The 22,316-nt window shown below is 39.1% G+C and carries 19 protein-coding genes; 4 read left to right on the plus strand and 15 right to left on the minus strand.

Features of this window, described 5'->3' with window-relative positions:
- Positions 1–112: 112 nt before the first annotated feature.
- Entirely contained in the window at positions 113–1,603 is a 1,491-nt protein-coding gene (gene thiI / locus T489_RS0104150) for a tRNA uracil 4-sulfurtransferase ThiI (RefSeq protein WP_031578790.1), read from the minus strand.
- A 102-nt stretch (positions 1,604–1,705) separates the two neighbouring features.
- Positions 1,706–2,359, minus strand: a complete 654-nt coding sequence (locus T489_RS0104155; RefSeq protein ID WP_031578791.1) for an FKBP-type peptidyl-prolyl cis-trans isomerase — start codon at positions 2,357–2,359, stop codon at positions 1,706–1,708.
- Between the two features lie 520 nt (positions 2,360–2,879).
- Between T489_RS0104155 and T489_RS0104160 the strand changes: the two genes are divergently transcribed.
- Complete coding sequence (locus T489_RS0104160; RefSeq protein WP_031578792.1) at positions 2,880–4,826, plus strand: ABC transporter ATP-binding protein; 1,947 nt, start codon at positions 2,880–2,882, stop codon at positions 4,824–4,826.
- Between the two features lie 16 nt (positions 4,827–4,842).
- Positions 4,843–5,697, plus strand: coding sequence for a 23S rRNA (adenine(2030)-N(6))-methyltransferase RlmJ (locus T489_RS0104165; protein WP_031578793.1), 855 nt, complete (start codon positions 4,843–4,845; stop codon positions 5,695–5,697).
- A gap of 272 nt (positions 5,698–5,969) precedes the next feature.
- Here the strand turns inward: T489_RS0104165 and T489_RS14110 are convergent, their stop codons facing one another.
- The 5 genes from T489_RS14110 to T489_RS0104190 are packed head-to-tail and all read right to left on the minus strand — an operon-like array spanning position 5,970 to position 9,302.
- On the minus strand, positions 5,970–6,410 hold the full coding sequence (locus T489_RS14110; RefSeq protein ID WP_051621772.1) for a type IV pilin protein: 441 nt from the start codon (positions 6,408–6,410) through the stop codon (positions 5,970–5,972).
- 17 nt (positions 6,411–6,427) lie between these two features.
- Positions 6,428–7,042 (minus strand): pilus assembly PilX family protein, encoded by a 615-nt coding sequence (locus T489_RS0104175; RefSeq protein WP_031578795.1) that lies wholly within the window; start codon positions 7,040–7,042, stop codon positions 6,428–6,430.
- A gap of 15 nt (positions 7,043–7,057) precedes the next feature.
- Positions 7,058–8,050 carry a PilW family protein gene (locus T489_RS0104180; protein ID WP_031578796.1) on the minus strand — a complete coding sequence of 331 codons (993 nt, stop codon included), beginning with the start codon at positions 8,048–8,050 and terminating at the stop codon, positions 7,058–7,060.
- A complete protein-coding gene (locus tag T489_RS0104185; protein ID WP_031578797.1) occupies positions 8,047–8,658 on the minus strand; it encodes a type IV pilus modification PilV family protein in 612 nt (203 codons plus the stop codon). Before T489_RS0104185 ends, T489_RS0104180 begins: the two co-directional genes overlap by 4 nt.
- 8 nt (positions 8,659–8,666) lie before the next feature.
- Positions 8,667–9,302 carry a GspH/FimT family pseudopilin gene (locus T489_RS0104190; protein ID WP_031578798.1) on the minus strand — a complete coding sequence of 212 codons (636 nt, stop codon included), beginning with the start codon at positions 9,300–9,302 and terminating at the stop codon, positions 8,667–8,669.
- 679 nt (positions 9,303–9,981) lie between these two features.
- Here T489_RS0104190 and T489_RS0104195 point away from each other — a divergent pair.
- Positions 9,982–11,142 carry a type III PLP-dependent enzyme gene (locus T489_RS0104195; protein WP_031578799.1) on the plus strand — a complete coding sequence of 387 codons (1,161 nt, stop codon included), beginning with the start codon at positions 9,982–9,984 and terminating at the stop codon, positions 11,140–11,142.
- Positions 11,143–11,342: 200 nt separating this feature from the next.
- Here the strand turns inward: T489_RS0104195 and T489_RS0104200 are convergent, their stop codons facing one another.
- Positions 11,343–12,527 (minus strand): 1-acyl-sn-glycerol-3-phosphate acyltransferase, encoded by a 1,185-nt coding sequence (locus tag T489_RS0104200; protein WP_084155395.1) that lies wholly within the window; start codon positions 12,525–12,527, stop codon positions 11,343–11,345.
- Between the two features lie 335 nt (positions 12,528–12,862).
- On the opposite strand from T489_RS0104200, the gene crp reads away from it, so the two are divergent.
- The gene (gene crp, locus T489_RS0104205) at positions 12,863–13,498 is read left to right on the plus strand and encodes a cAMP-activated global transcriptional regulator CRP (RefSeq protein WP_031578801.1); all 636 of its coding nucleotides are present in this window, start codon (positions 12,863–12,865) and stop codon (positions 13,496–13,498) included.
- A 133-nt stretch (positions 13,499–13,631) separates the two neighbouring features.
- Here crp and T489_RS0104210 read toward each other — a convergent pair whose 3' ends face one another.
- From T489_RS0104210 to T489_RS0104240, 7 genes are all read right to left on the minus strand, one after another.
- The gene (locus T489_RS0104210) at positions 13,632–14,837 is read right to left on the minus strand and encodes an acetylornithine/succinyldiaminopimelate transaminase (RefSeq protein ID WP_031578802.1); all 1,206 of its coding nucleotides are present in this window, start codon (positions 14,835–14,837) and stop codon (positions 13,632–13,634) included.
- Positions 14,838–15,167: 330 nt separating this feature from the next.
- Positions 15,168–18,308, minus strand: coding sequence for an efflux RND transporter permease subunit (locus T489_RS0104215; RefSeq protein WP_051621773.1), 3,141 nt, complete (start codon positions 18,306–18,308; stop codon positions 15,168–15,170).
- Positions 18,305–19,432, minus strand: coding sequence for an efflux RND transporter periplasmic adaptor subunit (locus tag T489_RS0104220; RefSeq protein ID WP_084155396.1), 1,128 nt, complete (start codon positions 19,430–19,432; stop codon positions 18,305–18,307). Before T489_RS0104220 ends, T489_RS0104215 begins: the two co-directional genes overlap by 4 nt.
- Positions 19,433–19,472: 40 nt before the next feature.
- The gene (gene trpS / locus T489_RS0104225; RefSeq protein WP_031578805.1) at positions 19,473–20,471 is read right to left on the minus strand and encodes a tryptophan--tRNA ligase; all 999 of its coding nucleotides are present in this window, start codon (positions 20,469–20,471) and stop codon (positions 19,473–19,475) included.
- 143 nt (positions 20,472–20,614) lie between these two features.
- Entirely contained in the window at positions 20,615–21,307 is a 693-nt protein-coding gene (locus T489_RS0104230) for an HAD-IA family hydrolase (RefSeq protein ID WP_031578806.1), read from the minus strand.
- Entirely contained in the window at positions 21,307–21,975 is a 669-nt protein-coding gene (gene rpe / locus T489_RS0104235; RefSeq protein WP_031578807.1) for a ribulose-phosphate 3-epimerase, read from the minus strand. Before rpe ends, T489_RS0104230 begins: the two co-directional genes overlap by 1 nt.
- Positions 21,972–22,316 (minus strand): SPOR domain-containing protein (locus T489_RS0104240; RefSeq protein WP_031578808.1); only part of this gene is annotated, 345 nt, incomplete at its 5' end. The genes T489_RS0104240 and rpe, both read right to left, overlap by 4 nt.

A 22,316-nucleotide genomic window follows, 5' to 3' on the forward strand; every position in this document is an offset into this window, starting at 1 on the left:
GAAGATGAAAAAGACCGGCACACCGGTCTTTTTTCATTCATATTATTACCTGTGTCATATTAACACCTTCCGGAAAATTTGTTTCATTGTATCCGGAAGTTGCAGCAGATACTTAAAGAGCACAGCAGCTCTGCTGTTTTTCTCTCTGACGATATACCTTGACATTCTGGAAGCCCTGATCCTTTAGATACATGGCCTGCATCTTGCTCATAACTCCCTTGTCGCAGTACAGGAGATAGGTTTTTGTCTGATCAAGATCTTTAAATACGGAAGAGATCTTAAAGAACGGAATTGTCAGATGTGGTTTATCTGTCACCAGAGGTTTTGCATCGATTTCATCCTGAGCTCTGATATCAACAACTACTTCATTGCTTGCTGCATAATCAGTAATTTCCACATCTCCGCCAATCATTTCCTTTGTATCTTCTGGAATATCCCTTATATCCATCCATTTTGATGCTTCAGCAAGTTCATCAATAAGAGACATGTCAATCTTGCTTTCTTCAGACTCAACAAAATTGATATCTGCTTTGACTGTCGGACGATCGGATATAACTCCACAGTATTCAGGCATCGTTTCCGCAAAATGGATGGTACCAATCTCTCTTGCCTTATCAATGATGTCCTGCTTGTCGGTCACGACCAAAGGTCTAAGAATCAGAGTATCAGTTACTCTGTCTATCACAGACAGATTGGTAAGTGTCTGACTTGACACCTGTCCGACGCTTTCGCCAGTAACCAGAGCACCGGCGCCAAGCTTTTTGGCTATTATGGATGCAATACGCATCATCATGCGTTTTAAAATCACACCTCTTACACTGTGATCCGTTTTAGTAAGAATTTCACCGACCATCTTTTCAAACGGAACACTGATAAAACGAACCTTGTGAGATGAAGAGAATTTATCCCAGATATAGTAACTTTCCTGCTTAACACCTATTTCATGAGCGTTGCCCCCCATGTTAAAGAACAGGTAATGCACACGACAGCCTCGTCTTATGAACATATATGAAGAAACTCCGGAATCGAAACCGCCGGAGATAAGACTCAGAACCTCTTCCTGAGTAGACAGCGGATATCCTCCCATTCCCTGATAAACGGAAGTAATAAGAAACATGCGGTTATTGTCAATTTCAAGATTTATGGTCATATCAGGATTTTTCAGTTTAACCCCCTTTGAACTGAAATTCTGATTAAGACCGCCACCTACGTATTTTTCAACATCAATAGACTTAAAATCCTGATTTCCTTTTCTTTTTACACGTACACAGAAAGTTTTATCCTGAATCTTTAAACCGTATACGGCAGCTACCTTCTCGTATATATCATGCATTGAAGAATATTCATATTCCTCAGATTCCAGAATCGTATGAATTCCGGGAATACGACAAAGGAATTCGGCGATCTCGGCAGGAGTTTTAGAACAAGGGCTTTCTTCATCTAAACGAACTACAAGCTTATCCCAGCAGTCCTGAATTTTAACCTTGACAGAAGCTCTGTTGAGCACGTTTCTGATATTTCGCTGCAGAACCTTTGACATTTCCTGTCTGACAGATTTGCTTTTTACGATGATTTCAGGGAAAAACTTAATAATGTATTTCATAAGGAGTATAACTATGTGTGTAATAAAAACAAGGACACAAATTCATTGTGTCCTCTAAAATTCCATATCAGAGAAGCAAGCTTTGACTTAAAGCGTTACTTATTACTCATGATCATGCTTGTGACAGCAGCATTCATGTTCTTCATCATGTTCATGATGATGCTTACCGCAGCATTCGTGCTCATCGTCGTGGTCATGATGATGTTTGCCGCAGCATTCATGTTCTCCATCATGGTCGTGATGATGCTTGCCGCAGCATTCATGATCGTCATCATGTCCGTGACAGCAGCCGTGCGCACCGTGAACGTGGCCATGTTCAATTTCTGAATCTGTAGCCTGTCTTACATCAATAATGTCAACCATAAACTTAAGAGTCATACCGGCAAGAGGATGATTTCCGTCAACCACAACAGTATCTCCCTTGATTTCCTTCACGACAATAGGCTTCTTTCCCATGTCTGTATCAGCAAGGAAACTGTCACCGACATTAAGTTCCATGCCTTCAAACATATTGATGTCAATTTCCTGAATTAATTCAGGGTGTCTGATTCCGTATGCTCTGTCCGGCTGAACAAGAACATCAATCCTGTCCCCTTTTTCCTTACCCATCAGTGCATCTTCAAGACCGGGAACAATATTTGAATGACCGATAAGAACTTCCATGGCATCCTGACCATTAGTGGTGTCAAGAACCTGACCATTTTCATCAGTAACAATGTAATCAATTGATACTACAGTATTAGAGGTAATTTTCATAAATGAATAATCTCAGCAAATCATTTTAACCAATTTAGACAAACCTCGCTGATTATAACATAATGAATTGTATTAATACTTTAAGTTCGTTCTTTAAATTTATCTCTGTACACAAATTACTTTCTGAACTCTCACCTTGTGTTTCAATCTAAAAGTATCATCTACCGTCAATTTGAAGGAATATATCATCAAAAAGAAACGCGTTAGGTAATACTGATATTTTTTGCAGTGTGACAGCTTACTTCCTTGTAATCAACTCTTTTACTTCTGTAAAAAATAATTCTTACAATAACTTAATAAGTTCCTGCCCACGAACTCCAACAGAACATAAACTTATCTTTATTTAAAGTATATGATATATTAGCTTGCAGAAAATTTAATACATACCTCTGTACATTATTACTTTTTATTTTAGGCAATACCGGACACTGTTAAAGACGTTTCCGGTACAACATAATGCATAAGCAACCATATCACGTATCAGCGTTATATGTGCTTAAATCAGAATTAAACGAATATCATGATCTACATCAATAATCTGGAAATAATGCGTGGGACAAACTCCCTGCTTAAAGACGCAACTGCCACAATATACCCTCACAAAAGAGTCGGCCTTGTAGGGCGTAACGGGTGTGGTAAATCAACACTATTTGCAGCCATAAAAGGAGAATTATCACCTGAATCAGGAGAAATAATTATCCCTAACGGATGGGTTATAAGTTCTGTGGCGCAGGAAACCCCCGGACTTGATAAAAGTGCTCTTGATTATGTAATTGATGGTGACACCAAATACAGAAATCTGCAGAAGATGATGGAGGATGCAGAAAACTCACACAATGGCATGGCCATGGCGGAAATACATGCAGAACTTGAAAATATCGGAGCATACACTATCAAAAGCCGTGCAGAAACACTGCTTACAGGTTTGGGATTCAGTCAGGAAGAATACAACAGTCCAGTTAAAAACTTTTCAGGTGGATGGAGAATGCGTCTGAATCTTGCTCAGGCCCTTTTATGCCCATCAGACCTGCTACTTCTTGACGAACCGACGAACCACCTCGATCTGGATACTGTAATCTGGCTTGAAGACTGGCTCAAGAACTACAGCGGAACACTGATTATCATTTCACATGACAGGGATTTTCTTGACAATATATGTACCCATATCATCCATATGGAAAATCAGAAACTGAACATGTATACAGGTAATTTTACAAGCTTTGAAGAAGAAAGAGCCCACAAAATTAATCTTCAGCAGGCTCTCTACGAAAAACAGCAGGCTCAGCTGGCACATCTTCAAGCTTTTGTAGATAAATTCAGGTACAAGGCAACAAAAGCGAAACAGGCCCAGAGTCGTCTGAAAGCAATGGAAAAAATGGAAAGAATCGTACTTGCTCACTACGATTCACCTTTTTCTTTCGAATTCAGAGACAGCACTGAACTTCCTCAAACACTTGTAAGAATGGAAAATTTAAGTGCTGGATACCCTGATAAAACCGTCCTTACAGATGTCAAAATCAACCTTGTTCCAGGATCCAGAATTGGCCTTCTCGGTAGAAACGGAGCCGGTAAATCCACCTTTATAAAGACCATTGCAGGAACTTTACCTCCACTTGGGGGCTCAGTAGAAATAGCCAAGGGGATAAAAGTAGGATACTTTGCCCAGCATCAGCTGGAATATCTGGATAATGATGGTACACCATTATCACACCTTACAAAGCTTGCCGATAATCATAAGGAACTGGAGCTTAGGTCCTTCCTGGGAGGCTTTGGCTTCAGCGGAGACAAAGCCCTGGATAAAGTTGAACATTTCAGCGGTGGTGAAAAGGCAAGACTTGTTCTTGCCCTCATTGTTTGGCAAAGACCAAATTTATTACTGCTTGACGAACCGACCAACCACCTTGATCTCAATATGAGAGAGGCAATCATTCTAGCTCTGTCCGACTTCAAAGGTGCTTTAATAGTTGTTTCTCATGACAGACACCTTCTGAAAACAACAACAAATGAATTTTATCTTGTAAGCGAAGGTAAAGTTTCACAGTTTAATGGTGATTTGGATGACTACCACAACTATCTGGTTGAACTTGACAAGAAGAACGAACAGCAGAAAAAAGAACTCAGCAGATCTCAGGATGAAGGTAAAAGCAGTTCAAAGTCAGCATTTAAATCCAAAGAACAGAAAAAACTGGAAGCAGAATTCAGAGAAAGACTTCGTCCTTTAAAGAAAGAAATTGAAAATCTTGATAAAAAAATAACAAAACTAACCTCCGAAAAGAAACAGCTTGAAATTCAACTTACGGATGAAAGCATATATAATGCTGAACACAAGGATGAACTCCAGAAGGTCCTTCTACAACAGAGCAAAGTATCCTCTGAACTTGAAGAAGCTGAAATGCTGTGGATGGAAAAAAGTGAACTGTTAGAACAGCAAACAAACGAATTTAATCAATATCAGAATACAGATTAAGAACAGGAATAGAATTATGCTAAGTTATAGACACGGATTTCATGCCGGAAACCACGCAGATGTGCTGAAGCACATGGTTTTATGTCTTATTCTGCGTCAGTTAAAACAGAAGGGGAAACCACTAAGTTACATAGATACCCATTCCGGTGCCGGGGCCTATTCTCTACAAAGCGCCTGGAGTCAACAGACCTCAGAATATAAAAACGGCATTAACAAAATTTTGAACAATGAGTTACTGCTAAGAGAAGTTCCTGATTACTATAAGATTCTGAATACAGTAAACGATGGCGAGGAAACTCTTAAATACTATCCAGGTTCTCCCATGATTGCTGCACAGATGCTTGATGAAGCTGATAATGCACAGTTTTTAGAATTGCACCCGACAGAATACGACAACCTGAAATACAACCTTTATCATTACAAATACTGCCATGTACACCATCGTGACGCTGAAGAAGGTGTGTTGGCTTTACTTCCACCAGCCATACGCAGAGGTCTTATTTTTATAGACCCTTCATATGAACTCGAAAATGATTATAAACATACCGTCAGCATTGTCAAAAAGGCCTATGGGAAATTTGCACAGGGTGTATATGCCATCTGGTACCCGTTATTGGGAAAAGCCAGTGACCACAGCTACGAACTTGTAAGAAGCCTTACAAAGATCAACATAAAACGTACCATTAAAGCCGAGTTTACGGTATGTGCACAAGACACATTAATGGGTATGCATGGTTCAGGAATGATTATCTGCAATGCCCCGTATAATTTAATGGACAAACTTGAGATAATTCTTCCGGAAATCACAAAATCACTGGCATTGGATAATACCGCAAGATACAGATTGGAAATACTCACAAATGATGATTAATATGCATCAATGTGCGGATTAGACGGTATATACAATTACCTTATGGAAGAGACTTTCATACTGAAATTCTAAAATCACCAGAAAGGAAAGAAACATTTAAAATGATTCTTTCCTTTTTGCGTCTAACGATTTCTTTTTAGGGTAGCCAGACTTTAGGAACTTTTTATTAATTAAAGTTACAGGCTCACTTCAAATCATATACAAAAAAACCCGTTATCAATCACTTTGATTAGCAACAGGCTTTTAGTTATTTGTACTTTATTACTTAAATACTACCAGCAATGATTTGAATCAGCTGATTGTCCTCTACACGCATCAGTTGAACAGTTTGAAAATTTTCTTCCTAAACTGTTAATTGTTAATGTTTGGCAAGCCTGCACATCTCTAGTCTGAGATCCTCTGGCCTGTACAGTAATAAAATACTCATTACCATTATTTGAAATAAACTGTTGATAATTATAATAATTACTAACGCTATCAGGCAAAGGATTAACATTATTGTCAACGCAATTGGCATATGTGTTATTTAGTGAAAAACAGTTTTCAAACGCACTTACCAACTTTGTTAATTCCTGTTCAGCATCAGATCTTCTAGCCTGTACAACATAACTACGATATGAAGGAACAGCAATCATAGACAAAATACCAACAATAACAATGGTTATCAGTAACTCAATTAAGGTGAACCCCTTTCTATTATTTAAATCTACCATATTACCCTCCATACACATTAATCTACTTTTGGTACTCTAACTCTAACATGTGTCTGTACTATAGCTGCTGAACGGTTATTACCTACTCTGTCAAGTCCTCTTGAGGTGATTCGATAATATTCATAATTGAAATTACATTCCGAACCAGTAGCGTCGCAAGGACGAATCTCTCTCTGTTCAATGTAATAGATTGTTGTTCCATTATTTAGAACAACACAATTATTATTAGGGCATAAACTAGCATCCCATTCAGAGGCATTTCTATACCACGGATTATTCTGAGAATTAACCTCATTATTATTCCTAAGCCGTTTAATACCTCTGAAAAAATCAGCAGTATTAACTAAGCTACCGTCAATAGTCCACTGAGATACAGAGGGAGTTCCCTCCTTTTTAAACATATCAGCTCTTTTAGAAAAATCCTTTACATTGCTGGTTGCGGACAAGAAATTTATAGCTCTGTTTACACCTGAAATAGCGCTATTTGAACCCAGTGCGCGACCGTAATAAGAGTTGTCACTCTTCTGACTTTTAGAAGTAACACCTGCGAGAGTAACGGCAATAATTCCAATAATTACCGTTATCATCAATGCGACAACAAGTGCCACACCTCTTTGATTTCTGATAAACATAATATTGAATCTCCCTTACTCAAAATTAGAACCGTTAAACAAAGGAACAGTACCTGAAATTATGCGGTGCATTCTGGTTGTTCTATCATTTGGAACAACGTATTTTCCCATATTATCATTAGATACAGGATTGTTTACACATACGCGTGAACCGGTATAATTCATAGTTGACTTATTAAAGAAGGCGTCTGAAGGGCACGGACCACTAGGGCTAATTTCATTTTGGTCAAATAAAGTCAACTCAACTCGGCCATTATTGGTGTTCTGAGCTTTAATTACATTCTGACCTGTTTCCTGTGATGTAACGAATGAATATTTAACCAGATTTATAAACGGCCAAAAATCACCTACGGATTCTGCAGTAAAATAGGCATCACCCTCACCTGTGCGAGTAGTACCATACAAAATTCTCATACTTACAATTGAACCATCAATGACCTGAGGTGTGCCGACAGGTATATCCCAAGTGGCTGCGTCCCCCTGAAGAGCATGCTGTGCACATACAAGACCATTATTGTTCACAAAAATAAGCATTTCCAATTCCACAGTATCAGGGACACTGATACCTCGACAGTCAAAAGTATAGCCGTTTGCTACAGTGTTCCCGTTGTCATCTCGAACGTCATCTCTTAAGGAAGAACCAAAGAATCTGAACTTAATACTGTTGTTTCCATTGAATAAAGAACCACCATGGATAAAGACATCTCTTCTCCATGCATCTGTATTACTGAAGAAAGTATTTGAGCTAAAGGCTGAGCTCTCAGCCATAAATTTAGCTTTCTCAGCGTATCTTCTGTAGTTCATGTGCCCTGCCTGAAATATAAGATTATTAACAAGGTTATCCACCTGTCGTGCACTTTTTCCTGAACGACCTGTAGCACTGGATATACCAAAATTCAACATACTTGACGTCAGCATCTGATATAATCCCGCAACAATAATTGAGGCAACCAATATGCTTATCATAAGTTCTATTAAGCCAAAACCCTTCTTGTTTGATAAAATCATAACAACACCTCAATTCTATTGCACACAACTCCATGCTCTATACGACGTTTATTAAGAATCTCATCATTAACATTCCCCGTTATCGGACAGTAGTTATCCAAATTATCAAGAGATACAACTATGTCATTGCCATTCTGATCAGTACGATCACCCTTTTTCTTAGGTACATACGCAAAACTTATAGTTAACTGATAAGAATTTAATTTACTGAGAGCTGTCAAATTTCTTGTCAATCTAAACCTAACAGCCTGACTTACAATGGCTGGAGACCTAGCAAGCCTTGTGCAAACGTCCTCAACACCATTTGCCAAAACAGATACAGGAGAAACAGCCTGTCCCTGATATCTCAATTGAGTTTTTGCATTGGCGCAATTAAAATCAATCTCCTGTTCTCCTCCCCAAGCTAAATTACTTACAGAGTAGTTACTTACCTGAAACAACTTAATAAAATCCTGAAAAACTGCAGTTTCAGAAGTTCTGGCATAAGAACTGCTTAAAGCTCTGGAACTATAAGCCTGCAAAGCTGCAAAACCCAGCATAGCAACAGACACGATCAGCATTGAAACGAGAAGTTCCAGTAAAGAGAAACCTTTTTGCTTTCTATTCATAAATCACCTCAGTAGCCAACGCAATCAGTCGCGTTCTGTGTCATTTGTTTGGTTGTGTCGCCAGATGTTCTCATTACTATGGTCCAGGTAACAGCACGTCCGGATATAACACGACACAATCTTGCAGTGACGTTGCCTTGAACTGCCATAACATCTGTCTGAGCAGCCCCAACCAGACCAGACATACCATTCGGCAGAAAACGAATATTTGCATTCGGATTTGTTTGTGCATCAGTACCGACACTAAATCTGATATTGTTATCAGTTATATCAAAATTAGACACGAAATCATCATTATCGGTGAAATCTCCTCGTCCCGTAGCAAAGTTAGAGTTAATAAATGTACCAAACCCTCTGTTCCAGTCCCTTTGGTTAATTGGCTGTATTGTCACTGGCTGATTAGTCTGCTGGGCTGTGGTTCTTGCAAGATCAAATTCAGCAATTACAGCTTCAGCCTTTGTCGCAAGATCCTGCTCTAATTTCCAATCACGCATGTTAGGTATAGCCACCAACATTAGAATTCCTGCAATAACAATAGCCACAATCATTTCTAGTAGAGTAAAGCCCTTGTTATTACAAACTTTTTGAAACGTCACGCTTCCACCTCCTGTGTACAACGTATCCGTCATATTCAGATAAGTCATAATAATCTCCGTTAGACTCAATTTATAATAATCCACACTTTCCAATTTTAATAACTTTTTTAATCTTTGTTACACTTGGGTTAAATATTTGAGAGATAAATACAAAAAAAATTACACCAATGATAATTTTATGTAAAAAAAACAAAATTCTTATGCCAAATTAATCAATTTTTAGAATTTTTCTCTAATGCATCACTCCATAATATGTGATCTATCATTCATAAACAAGTTAAAAAATATACATTTAATTGTGTTAACCTTATTTCTATTTAGTTTTAAATAATATACTGCCAAAACAGTTATTCTCTATGAATTAACCTTTAAAAACTGCTCTCCCGTCTACACGGAATTTAATCTAAACATAATTCATGCATTCTAGTTTTTAAAAACAGACAAATATCGTGATCAATTTCAAAAACTGTTGTGTATTCACATATGTTTTATTAATAAAAAAATCAATATTAACTCATAAAAAAGTACATATTTTATAAAATTTTCTATTTTTTTTTACTTATCCAAAAATATTTATTGCACAAAACTGCATTTTTCACAATAATGCACAAACTAAAAAAATTTTTAACGCTTATTGAGAAGACCAGACTGATTTCGAATCTCCTCTTCTCTACAGCTATCTTTTGGCAGGGGTGCAAACCCATTTGTGAGGTGCTACTAGAAGCCCATGAACAATTTATTCAATACCAAACTTAATTACCGCGAGCTTATTAATAAGCATGGTTCACCTTTATTGATACTTGATAAGGCAACCGTTCGTTTTCAGTATCAGGAGCTCTCACGAGCCCTGCCGGATGTAACTCTTCATTACGCATTAAAACCGCTTCCCAACAAAGATGTTGTTTCTTCTCTTCTTGAAGAAGGAGCCTGCTTTGATCTGGCATCCAAGGGAGAGATTGATCTTGTGAGATCTCTTAAGATCAATCCTATGCAGTGTATTCACACCCATCCTATCAAGAAAGACAATGACATCCGTTATTCTTTAGATTACGGTTGTAATACTTTTGTTGTGGATAACGTGGAAGAAGCCAAAAAATTTATCCCGTACAAAGATGAAGTAAAACTTCTTATCAGGGTGAGCTTTCCTAATCCGGAAACACCTGTGGATCTATCAAAGAAATTCGGCGTCCTTCCCGAAGACTGTCTTGAGTTGCTCAAACTTGCCGGTAGTTTAGGTTTAAATATTCATGGCCTTTCATTCCATGTAGGTTCTCAAGTACCTAATGCAAACAGGCATGTTGAAGCTATTAACGACTGCGCCAAGATCATCAGAGAAGCTTCTGATTCAGGAATCGAACTCAAAGTTCTTGATATCGGCGGTGGATTCCCTGTTGATTATGAAAAAGCGGAAAGTACAAATATTTTCGACTTCTGTGCACCAATCCGTGAAGCTTTGAAGCAGATTCCATCAGAAATCAAGATTATCGCTGAACCAGGAAGATTTCTGAGTGCACCAGCCATGATAAACATATGCACTGTCGTGGGCAAGGCAGAAAGATTCAATAAACCATGGTACTATCTTGATGATGGTGTCTACTGCAGCTACAGCGGTCAGATTTTCGATCACGTGATCTATCCTAAGTTCACTCCTTACGTAGATGGTGACAAACATGAATCAGTTCTTGCCGGTCCTACATGTGACAGTATTGATATCATTGCAGAAAACATTGAGTTACCTGCTCTTGATATCGGAGATATCATCGTCGGCAAGATGATGGGAGCTTATACAATTTCTACAGCCACAGAATTCAACTTTATAAACAAGACTGATATTTTGGTTATAGATACTGAAAGAGATCCTGAATACCAGATTCCTGCTGCAGAATAACAGCACTATAATGCAAATACGTTCCTGCTTAAATACGGCAGAAAAAAAAGAAAGGGATGTTTAGCAAAACATCCCTTTTTCTTGCGTGTTTTAGACAATACATTCCACAGGGAAAAATCAGAGTTATTATAAAAAAACAAATCCCCTTCTTTAAATCCCGAGTAGATTAGAGAAGAGGATTTAATCAGATTACGTTCAGCTTAAGATTTCTTAACCTTTTGCTGGTTATAGTATGGAGCCGCATACATACGCTTTACATAATCACGCAGTTCAGGAGAAATTTTTGACATTCTTTCTTCAAATTTTTTCTTTTCCTCAGGAGCGACACCATCTTCAACGCCGGCTGAAAGAAGACAGGAAGGGAACATTGCATAATTCAAATAAATAAAGTTATCAATTGTCTGCGCAAGCTCTTCAGGTGTTTCAAAATCTCCTGAAAGAGGCTCGCCGGCAGTGATATTTACCCTACCTTTATAACCGTTTATACCGCCAACGATACTGTCAATATCTTCAAACTGAGATTTTACATATGTACCGTTTTTCTCTGTTTCAAATATTTCCTTTGCCTTTGCCTGATCACCAGGATCAAATTCATATGTTATGGAAACAGGAACAATGTTTAATGTTTTCACATAGTCCTTAAAAGACAGTTTTTTCTTTTTTCCATACATATAAAACATCTTGAGGATCGCTTCTTCGGTTTTGTCATTTCCGTCTTTAGCTCGACCTTCTCTCTGGGCAATCCATACATTATGGTTTTCTTCAATTGAACGACCGATGTACTCACTCAAATGAGCCAGGGCTTTAAGTTTGTCTCGTCCCTGAACCGAACGTTTTACTATGAAACTTTTATTCAGACGCATCAGATCGGTAGCCACCTTCATGCGAAGCAGGTTGTCGCCTATTGCAATTTTAACTGTATCAAGATTATTGAAATAGCATGCCATATCAATAAATGCAGGGTCGAGAGAAATATCACGATGATTGGAAATAAAAAGATATCCCTTTTTAGGATCCAGCTTTTCAAACCCCTTACAGGTAAAACCATCAGTGGTATCTCTGATAATACCTTTCATGAATCTTGCAACATAATTCTGAACCTGAGCAATAGTTTTAACCTTGGAAAAACGAAGTTTCAGGATAAATTTCAAAAAAGGCTTACCTAATTTTGACAGAAAATCCGGAAGAAAACCAAAAATTCTCTTGTAAATACCTGTTACTAATTCTTCATTATCCAGAATACTCTTAATGGCATCCTGAACCTCATCATCACGATAATGTCTGATGTCATCAAATTCAGATGATTCAGTTGTTATAACATTATTATCCAAAACAGACTCTTTTTCATTCTGTTCAACATTCTGAGCGGATGAATCTATGCTCATTTAAAATTTCTCCAAATTCAGAAAAATTATTCTTAAAAATGTAAATTTACAAACTGTATATTCCAGCCGATAAGCCAAAACAAACAAATGCTGATTATCAACTTTTTACTCAGCATGATATAATACACTATAGTGATTAATATCACAGGATATATTATGTTTAGCGTAAAGATCTTAATATACTAATGCAATTTTAGCAAATTTTGAGTATTATTCTCATTGAACGTATATTTAGTTATTAAATCTATACTTTATAAAGACAGCATGCTTATGAAAAGATGCTTCTTTTGATATCGCACCTGATAAATGTTGATAGCGTAAATTAAGGATAAAGAATGTTTGGTAAACCTCAATCAGATCCTACTCAGGAATGGTTTCTCTCTCATTGCCATGTACACAAATATCCGGCAAAAAGCACTTTGATTCATGCCGGTGAAAAAGCTGAAACCCTTTACTATATCGTTAAGGGGTCAGTTGCCGTTTTAATTAAGGATGAAGAAGGAAAGGAAATGATTCTTTCATACCTTAATCAGGGTGACTTTATCGGTGAATTGGGTTTATTTGATGAATCAGAAGATCCGGTTCGTACTGCTTGGGTTCGTGCAAAAGGTCCTTGCGAAATTGCAGAAATTTCTTATAAGAAGTTCCGCCAGCTGATTCAGGTAAATCCAGAAATTCTGATGCGTTTAAGTGCTCAGATGGCTCGCAGATTGTCAAAGACCAGTGGCAAGGTTGGTAATCTTGCATTCCTTGATGTTCAGGGTCGTATCGCGCGCACTCTGTTCAATCTGGCTCACCAGCCTGATGCAATGACTCACCCAGACGGCATGCAGATTAAGATTACCCGTCAGGAAATCGGTCAGATCGTAGGTTGCTCAAGAGAAACTGTTGGTCGTATTCTTAAAATGCTGGAAGAGCAGAATATCATCAGTGCTCATGGCAAGACCATCGTTGTATTTAACACTCGTTAATCATACAACAGCATAAGGTATTTCACCCCCTCACTTGAGGGGGTTTTATTTTGCGTATCGTTTTAATAGAACCATAAAAAAGGATGAACAGCCACGAAGCTGTTCATCCTTTTTCAATTATCAGATACCTGTATTACTTGCCGAATACTACTGACAGAGCCTTGTCAAAACGAGCAAAACCTTCGTTAATATCATCTGTGGTAATATTAAGTGCAGGGACGGTTCTTATCACGCTATGACCTGCAGTCAGCACAAATACACCTTGATTCAGACATTCTGAAGTAATCTTCTTTAACAGAGTCTCATCCTTAAGTTCAGCACCAATCATCAGGCCTATACCGCGAACTTCCTTAAAGCAGTCATACTTGGCATTAAGTTCAGCATAATGCTTTCTGAACAGATCAGCCTTAACATTTACGTCCTTTAAGAATTCTGGTCTGTTAACAAGTTCAAATGACTTGCAGCCTACGGAAGTAGCCAAAGGATTAGAACCAAATGTGGTTCCATGTAAACCAGGCTTGAATATTGAAGCAACCTTATCCTTTGCCATCATTGCACCGATAGCTATGCCTGCACCCAGTCCCTTTGCGGAAGTAAGGATATCTGGCTCAACCTGATAATGCTGGTATGCATACAGACACCCCGTTCTTCCGAAACCGGTCTGAACTTCATCAAAGATTAATAAGGCATCATTTTCATCACAAAGCTGACGTACACCTTTAATAAACTCTTCTGTTGCAGGAAGAATTCCACCTTCACCCTGTATAGGTTCCATAATAACAGCACAGGTCTTTTCCTTGGAAATTAGAGACTTCAGCTGTTCCAAATCATTAAAGTCAGCATGAATGATATCCCCTGGTAAAGGTCCAAAACCTTCACAGTACTTAGCCTGTCCGCCTACGGTAACATCAAACAGCGTTCTGCCATGGAAACTGTTATAGAATGAAATAATCTGACTCTTTTCCTTACCGAATTTTTCAAAAGCATATCTACGTGCCAGCTTAAGGGCTGCTTCATTAGCTTCACCGCCTGAATTTGCAAAAAATACCTTGTCAGCAAAAGTACTTTCAACAAGATGCTTAGCAAGAGTAATTGCCGGTTCAGTACACATGTAATTTGAAATATGCCACAGCTTATGAGCCTGCTCTTCCAATGCAGAAACGATTTCAGGATGACAGTGACCAACAACATTAACGGCAATACCGCCACCGAAATCAACATATTCCTTACCTGCATCATCCCAAAATCTTGAGCCGCTACCCTTTACGGCTACAAACGGAGCCGGGCAGTAAACACCCATTAAATACTTGTCAAAATCTGCTCTGGTAACTTTACTCATAAGAATTTATAACCTCACTATCATTTAAGCGTTGAATACTCTTACACGAGAACTCAATTTTACACTGAATACACCGGCAATACCACAAGCTGATGCCGTTCGGATTCCTGTTGCGACGTCCGGTGTATTTTCAAAAGATCCAAGTCTTATGCACGGACTCAACAGGCGTACATTCAGATATGCCCCACACTATTACAGTTATCATCTTGCCAACCGAACATAATGTGTTTTCAGCAAACGAAAAACTATAAAAAACAATCATAATCCATGTTTATGAATTATACTCACTTCTAATATTTATGCAATATTTTTGCATAAATATTCAATTATCTAACTTTTAGTGCCAACATGGTCAACCTCGTGTGTCACCGGCCCGTCTTTGTTTTCTATTTCCGATAACTCATTATACAGACGTTCCTGGTGATACCCAGAATTTTTGGTATACCTTGCTAAAAGATAATAAAAACCCGGCAGTACAACAAGAGTAACAACAGTCGCTATACTCATTCCAAAAAATATCACCGTACCTACTGCTCTTCTGCTTTCAAACCCCGAGCCGGTTGCCGTTATCAAAGGAACAGCGCCGATAATGGCTGTAAGAGAAGTCATTAAGATAGGTTTAATACGTCTGACCGAAGCCTTAATGGTTGCAGTTATCAGATCAGGACTGCCTTTTCTGAGCTGATTGGCAAATTCAACAATAAGAATACCGTTCTTAGTAACCATCCCCACCAGTAACAGCAGACCGATTTCACTGTATATGTTAAGTGACAGTTTCATTATCCACAAACCTAAAAGACCGCCGAATATCCCCAGAGGAATGGTAATCATAATTGCAACAGGGTGAACAAGGCTTTCAAACTGAGCCGCAAGAACGAGATAAGTGACCAGAACAGACAGTAAAAAAACAATCATCATTTCATTTTCACTGTCCCTGAAATTGCGTGACTCACCGTTTAACGCTACGCTCATACTTTTATCAAGATTCTTAGCACACCATGCGTCCATCCAATCCAAAGCCTCTCCAAGACTTTTATCAGCGGCAGGATGAGCTGAAATAGTTATGGCTTTCTGTCTGTCGAAATGCGGTAATTTTCTGGCTTTCGCCACCAGTTTGAATTCTGCCACGCTTCCTAAAGATACCATCTGACCAGAATCTGTTCTGATATTAAGAGAGGCTATGTCAGTAATATCTCTGAACAATTTCTCTTCTGCACGGATATACACATTGTATTCACTGTCATTCTCAACAAACGAGGTTTGTGTAGAACCGCCCAGATATGTCTGAAGAGCATTGGAAATATCCGTCATGGTTACACCGAGTACTGCAGCTCTGTCGTAGTCTATTACCGCTTCTATTTCTGGGGTTCTCTCACTGAAATTACTGTCCGCATTAATAATATATCCTGCTTCATTGGCATCTTTAATAAGTTTCAGAACAGAATCATTAATCTGCTCAAAGCTGTTCCCTTTAATTACGTATTTAATTGGCGAGCCTGATGTTCCCTTAAACCCTGGCTGATATATATATACCTTCAAATCAGCAATATTTTTTAATTTTTTATTCAGGAACTTGATAAATTCCGTTGAAGAAACACTTCTCCTGTTCCAGTCCTCAAGCTGAATAACAACAAAACCACTCTGATCCGAGCCCTGTCCAAGAGACGGGGTACTGAAACTCAGTGACTTGACAATCCCCTGCCCCAGCATAGGCAACAATTCATCTTCCAACGCAGTCATACTGCGTTTCATTCTGTGAATACTGGCACCCTCTTCGCCGAGGGCATATATGTAAACAACGCCTCTGTCCTCACTGGGACTTAACTGATGAGGAATTACCTGATAAAAAATCACCATAAAACCTATTATGGCCAGAAGAATTGAAGGGTACAGATAAACTCTTCTAAGCATCTGTCTCAGAAAACGTTCATACACATTTTCCATAGCTCTGATTACCCTGTCTATCAGATTTGAAATCCCCCTGCCCTCTTTTTTCTTTTTCAGCACAAAACCACACAGAGCCGGACTCAGCGTTAGAGCAACAAAACTTGAAAAGAATACGGCTAAAGAAAGGAGAACCGCAAATTCAATAAACATTTTTCCGGTAACCCCCTGAATAAAAACCAGAGGCAGAAAAATAATAATAAGAACAACCGAGGTGGAAACTATGGCAAATCCAACTTCGCCCGATCCCCGCCAGCATGCAGCAAGAACTCCCTCCCCTTTTTTGATATGAAAAGAAATATTCTCTACCATAACAATGGCATCATCTACCACAAGACCGATGGCAAGAATAAGACTTAGAAGTGTTATGATATTTATGGAAAAGCCCAAAAAATACGCACCTATAAAAGAAGATATCAGGGATATAGGTACCGTAAGTGCAGGAATCAGCGTGGTATTCCATGAACCTATAAACAGATATAAAACAACTATTACCAGAAATACCGTTATTGCCAGAGTTTCGTAAACTTCAGTAATGGAATTCTGAATATAGACAGTGCTGTCAAAATCCGTATCAAGAACAAAACCTTCCGGCAGATACTGTTTAAGTTCCTCAACCTTCTTTCTGATATTTTTGGACACGTCCAGAGGATTTGCATTTGACTGAGGAATAACACCTATACCTATACTTGAAATACCATTACGATGGTAGATACTTTCCTCATTTTTGGCTTTAACCTCAACAGTTGCCACATCTCTCAGACGAATTGTCTTGTCCATCCCGTCATGACGTATAGGAAGCAGCTCGAAAGTTTTGTTATCAATATATACTCTTTTAATCTGAACTGGAAACACCATGTCCTGATTACGTATTTCACCACTTGGAAGTTCAATATTTTCATAGCCAATCGCCCTCTTTATATCCTCAACTGTCACTCCCATAACAGCCATCTTCTGAGGAATGAGGCGTACGTACATTACTTTTTCAAGAGCTCCCACAAGTTCTATCTGGGAAACCCCGTCAACAAGACTCAGATTCTTCTCAAGAACATTGGTGGCATAATCTGATAGCTTTACCCTGTCGACAACTGAACTGGAAAGATTAAGCCAGAGTACTACTTCCCCGTCACCACTGTCTCTTGATACCATTGGCTCATCAATATCGTCAGGAAGTTTTTTTCTGGCTCTGGACACAGCATCTCTGGCATCAGACACTGCTTCAAGCATGTTTTTACCGGTTTTGAACTCCATGGATATCCAGGAGCGACCGCTTCTGCTGTTTGAAGTAATTTTATTGATTCCGGATATACCGGAAAGTTCATTCTCTATGATACGGGTAACTTTGGATTCAATAACCTCAGGAGAGGCTCCGGAATACGTGGTTACTATTGTCAAAGACGGATAGTCAATATTAGGAAGTTCACGTACAGGAAGTCTAAAAAAACAAACCAATCCGAATATCAGTAACAAAAGACTCATCACTGATGCGAATATCGGTCTTTTTATAGAAACTTCACTTAAAATCACAGCATCTGATCCCTGGTATTGTTCTTGTCTTTCTTCTTCAGAGGAACTTCACCGCCAAGAGCTTCAATATCATCCTGCTTTATAACAGAAACAGTATCGCCGTCATGAAGTCTGTCTACCCCTTCCACAACAATGGTTGTTCCAACTCTAAGTCCCTGATTTATAGCTATCATGGCTCCGTTTACGGGGCCTAAGGCAACCTTTCTTCTGAATACCCTGTTATCTTCATTCAATACGTAAACAAAACGATCATCTCCAACATAAACAAGAGATTTAAGAGGAACGACCGGAAGCTTTTCCGAAGCAAGATTAAGTGCTACCTGAAGCATCATGCCGTCAAGAAGCTTAAATTCAGGATTATCGAAATAGATACGCACACTGACAGCCAGTGTGTCTACATTCACATGTGTATCTATCTGTTTTACCTTTCCTCTGAATACATGTCCGGGCCATGCATCAGTGGTTGCAGTAACTTCCTGTCCTACAACAACTTTTGAAAGGAAACGTTCGGGAATAGGGAAATCGACATAAACCTGACTGATATCATCAAGCTGCAGCAGAACAACCCCGGGTTTAACCAGCTGGCCGGCAGTAATGTTGTGAAGGCTCAGTATTCCTTCAAAAGGTGCCAGAATATCACGTTCGTTTAGTTCAGCTCTTCTCGCATCAACGACGGCGGCCTGACCTTTTACCTGAGCTCTGAGCTGTTCATATGAATCCTGACTGACAACACCTTTGTTTATCAGCTTTCCTGATACTTCGAGACGTCTTTCATAATTCTTAAGAACAATCTCTGATTCTTTCAGTAAAGCCTTGTGCCTCTCATTTTCCAGCTGAATTAAAAGATCTCCGGACTTAACCATCTGAGTCGGTTTGACAAAAACTTTGGATATTCTGCCGGTAACTTCTGAAGTAATCTGTACAGAACGATTGGCATGTACTCTGCCAACAAGAGGAAGCTTAGTACCGGTGGAAGAATACTCGACCTCGGCAACTCTAACCGCCATCAGTGAATTATTTTCATTAGCGACAACCGGATATTTCAAAATCGATGAATAATTGACGGCAAAAAGAATCCCGCCAATAACAGCCATAAGCAATAAGCCACCTAGAATTCTCCACATACCGGTTGTCCTGTAATAAACTCTATTTAAGGTTTAGAAACTATAAAATGAAACCTACAGCCTTGTATACCTTATCAAGAATAATCTGAGCTCTGGCTGAAGCCTTATCCGCACCAGTCTTCAATACTTCACGCAGGTAAGTCTCGTCAGCACGGAGTTCCTTATAACGCTGCTGAACAGGTTCAAGGAAAGCAACAACCGCATCTGCAACTTCAGTCTTAAGATGACCATACATCTTGCCTTCAAAGTGCTTTTCAAGTTCTGCTACCGGAGTTTCTGTTACGGCACTCATTAAATCGAGCAGGTTGGATACACCGGCCTTGTTTTCCCAGTCATAACGAACAACAGGAGGTTCATCACTGTCGGTTACAGCTTTCTTCAGTTTCTTGACAATACTCTTAGGATCTTCGAGCATGGTAATAACATTATTTCTGTTATCATCTGACTTTGACATTTTCTTATGAGGATCCTGAAGACTCATTACACGAGCTCCAGATTCAGGAACAAATCCCTTAGGCAGTACAAAAATATCACCGTATAACTGATTGAATCTGTATGCAATATCTCTTGTAAGTTCAAGATGCTGAAGCTGATCTTCTCCAACAGGAACGAGGCTTGCCTGATAAAGCAGAATGTCTGCAGCCATAAGTACAGGATAATCAAAAAGGCCCGCTGTAGTACCGGCGTTGCCGTAACGCTGAGACTTATCCTTAAACTGAGTCATTCTGCTCAGTTCCCCCATCTGTGTATAACAGTTAAGAATCCATGAAAGCTGAGCGTGAGCAGGTACATGTGACTGTAGGAACAGGGTACATTTTGCAGGGTCGATGCCAATTGCCAGATACAGCGCAAGAGTATTAAAGCTTGCCTGATGCAGGGCTGCAGGATCCTGTCTTACCGTAATGGCATGCTGGTCAACAACACTATATACACAATCGTACTGTTCCTGCATTTTTACCCATTGACGCAATGCACCAATGTAGTTACCAATGGATAATTCACCTGACGGCTGAGCAGCACTAAACACTATTTCTTTCATAACAGTAAAGATTCCTAATTTATACAGTCCTTCTACCAGAACTTTATTAATGTAATTTTCAGGACACAGATACAGCACATGTCCCTGACACAACTTGAATTTTCAGATGGTATTATAACTTATTAATTGAACAATAAAAGAAGCTATTTAAGCTCTCTTATTATTTCTGAAATATCTGAAAATCTATCTATAATCCGACTGGCACCGGCCTTTCTAAAATCAATTCCCTGATTATATCCATATGTCACGGCAATACCGGGAATGCCGGTATTTACTGCCGCCTGAACGTCATTAATTGAATCCCCCACCATCCAGGAATCATACACATTGACATTAAGCATTGAGGCCACATAATTCAAAGGAGCAGGATCCGGTTTCTTTTCAGAAATGATTTCGCTGCCAAGCCAGTAATCAAAGCAATCAAGTAAACCAGACGGTGCCAAAACCGGCTCTATAAACCTGTGAGGCTTATTAGTAACCACCGCTAACTTTATTCCCAGTGATTTCAGTGAGGACAGTGTTGTAAAAACACCCGGATAAATGCAGTCTTTACAGTCACAACATGACAAATATGCTTCATTAAAAACATTACGAGCATCTGACAGTAACTTCTCATCCACATCAGTCAATGCAATATCACGCCTGCCAGCCAGTGCTCTGGCAACAAGTAATGCGGCCCCATTACCAATATAACTTCTCAGTCTTTCCATAGAAATCACCGGATAGCCAACTGCTTTAAGAGCCTCATTCACAGCATGTCCAAGCTGGCACGCCGTGTCTGCCAGAGTTCCGTCAAGATCAAACATAATAAGTTGGGGAACTCTAAGCTCATGCATTAGATTTTCTCCAGTTCAGAACGCATCGAAGATATAACTTTTCTGTAGTCATCTGAACCGAAAATAGCTGAACCGGCCACAAACATATTAGCCCCGGCAGATGCTATCTCACCGATATTATTTGGCTTAACTCCACCATCAACCTCGATTATCAGATCATCTCTACCGTTTTTCACAGCAGCGGTTCTTAATGCACTGATCTTTTTGAGAGCACTTGGAATAAAACTCTGACCGCCGAATCCCGGATTTACTGACATAATCACAACCATATCGAGCTTATCCCATACATAATCAAGCACATTCAAAGGTGTGGCAGGATTCAAGGCTAAACCAGCCTTGCATCCACGACTTTTGATAAGCTGAAGAGATCTGTCAATATGCTTAGATGCTTCAGGATGGAAAGTAATGCTTGTTGCTCCGGCATCAGCAAATGAACCAATCAAGTCATCAACTGGTGTTACCATGAGATGAACATCTATAGGAGCTTCAATTCCGTACTTGCGCAGGGCACTGCAGATTTGAGGTCCAAACGTAAGATTCGGCACGTAATGGTTATCCATTACATCAAAATGAACAACATCAGCTCCTGCATCCAATACTTCTTTTACATCATCACCTAAACGCGCCAAATCTGCTGATAAGATAGATGGAGCAATTATATATTTCATTGAATTTCCTTTTTAACGGCAGCTACATTTTTTGCCCATGGCTTTGTTTTCTTAATTGCATCAGGCAAACCAGAAATAGATTTCGTTGCTGAACTTCTGTCTTTAAAATCGCCATACATAACTATGTACTGCTGATCCTTTTGTCTGAAGAGAACCCATGAATTACCAACCAATTTAGCAATACGATCCGCCTCGGCCTTCTTTGAAGTAGCAACTAACTGCACAGTATAATGAGAATCATTCAATTCTTCAAAAGATAATTGTTTGTTTTCCTTAAGCTTATTCTGCTCAGCCAAATCGTCAGCCACTTTCTTTTCAGCTTCAAGTTTTGCCTTTAATTC

This window comes from Ruminobacter sp. RM87, from assembly GCF_000701925.1.
GTDB classification, from domain to species: Bacteria; Pseudomonadota; Gammaproteobacteria; order Enterobacterales; family Succinivibrionaceae; genus Ruminobacter; species Ruminobacter amylophilus.

Bases quoted from the DNA above. Each gene is read 5' to 3' on its own strand.
- thiI (WP_031578790.1), bottom strand. From the start codon at position 1,603: ATGAAATACATTATTAAGTTTTTCCCTGAAATCATCGTAAAAAGCAAA.
- T489_RS0104210 (WP_031578802.1), bottom strand. From the start codon at position 14,837: ATGAGTAAAGTTACCAGAGCAGATTTTGACAAGTATTTAATGGGTGTT.
- T489_RS0104180 (WP_031578796.1), bottom strand. From the start codon at position 8,050: ATGATTTTATCAAACAAGAAGGGTTTTGGCTTAATAGAACTTATGATA.
- T489_RS0104165 (WP_031578793.1), top strand. From the start codon at position 4,843: ATGCTAAGTTATAGACACGGATTTCATGCCGGAAACCACGCAGATGTG.
- T489_RS0104195 (WP_031578799.1), top strand. From the start codon at position 9,982: ATGAACAATTTATTCAATACCAAACTTAATTACCGCGAGCTTATTAAT.
- T489_RS0104220 (WP_084155396.1), bottom strand. From the start codon at position 19,432: ATGTGGAGAATTCTAGGTGGCTTATTGCTTATGGCTGTTATTGGCGGG.
- T489_RS0104190 (WP_031578798.1), bottom strand. From the start codon at position 9,302: ATGACTTATCTGAATATGACGGATACGTTGTACACAGGAGGTGGAAGC.
- crp (WP_031578801.1), top strand. From the start codon at position 12,863: ATGTTTGGTAAACCTCAATCAGATCCTACTCAGGAATGGTTTCTCTCT.
- T489_RS0104230 (WP_031578806.1), bottom strand. From the start codon at position 21,307: ATGCATGAGCTTAGAGTTCCCCAACTTATTATGTTTGATCTTGACGGA.
- T489_RS0104200 (WP_084155395.1), bottom strand. From the start codon at position 12,527: ATGAGCATAGATTCATCCGCTCAGAATGTTGAACAGAATGAAAAAGAG.
- T489_RS14110 (WP_051621772.1), bottom strand. From the start codon at position 6,410: ATGGTAGATTTAAATAATAGAAAGGGGTTCACCTTAATTGAGTTACTG.
- T489_RS0104155 (WP_031578791.1), bottom strand. From the start codon at position 2,359: ATGAAAATTACCTCTAATACTGTAGTATCAATTGATTACATTGTTACT.
- rpe (WP_031578807.1), bottom strand. From the start codon at position 21,975: ATGAAATATATAATTGCTCCATCTATCTTATCAGCAGATTTGGCGCGT.
- T489_RS0104175 (WP_031578795.1), bottom strand. From the start codon at position 7,042: ATGTTTATCAGAAATCAAAGAGGTGTGGCACTTGTTGTCGCATTGATG.
- T489_RS0104160 (WP_031578792.1), top strand. From the start codon at position 2,880: ATGATCTACATCAATAATCTGGAAATAATGCGTGGGACAAACTCCCTG.
- T489_RS0104185 (WP_031578797.1), bottom strand. From the start codon at position 8,658: ATGAATAGAAAGCAAAAAGGTTTCTCTTTACTGGAACTTCTCGTTTCA.
- trpS (WP_031578805.1), bottom strand. From the start codon at position 20,471: ATGAAAGAAATAGTGTTTAGTGCTGCTCAGCCGTCAGGTGAATTATCC.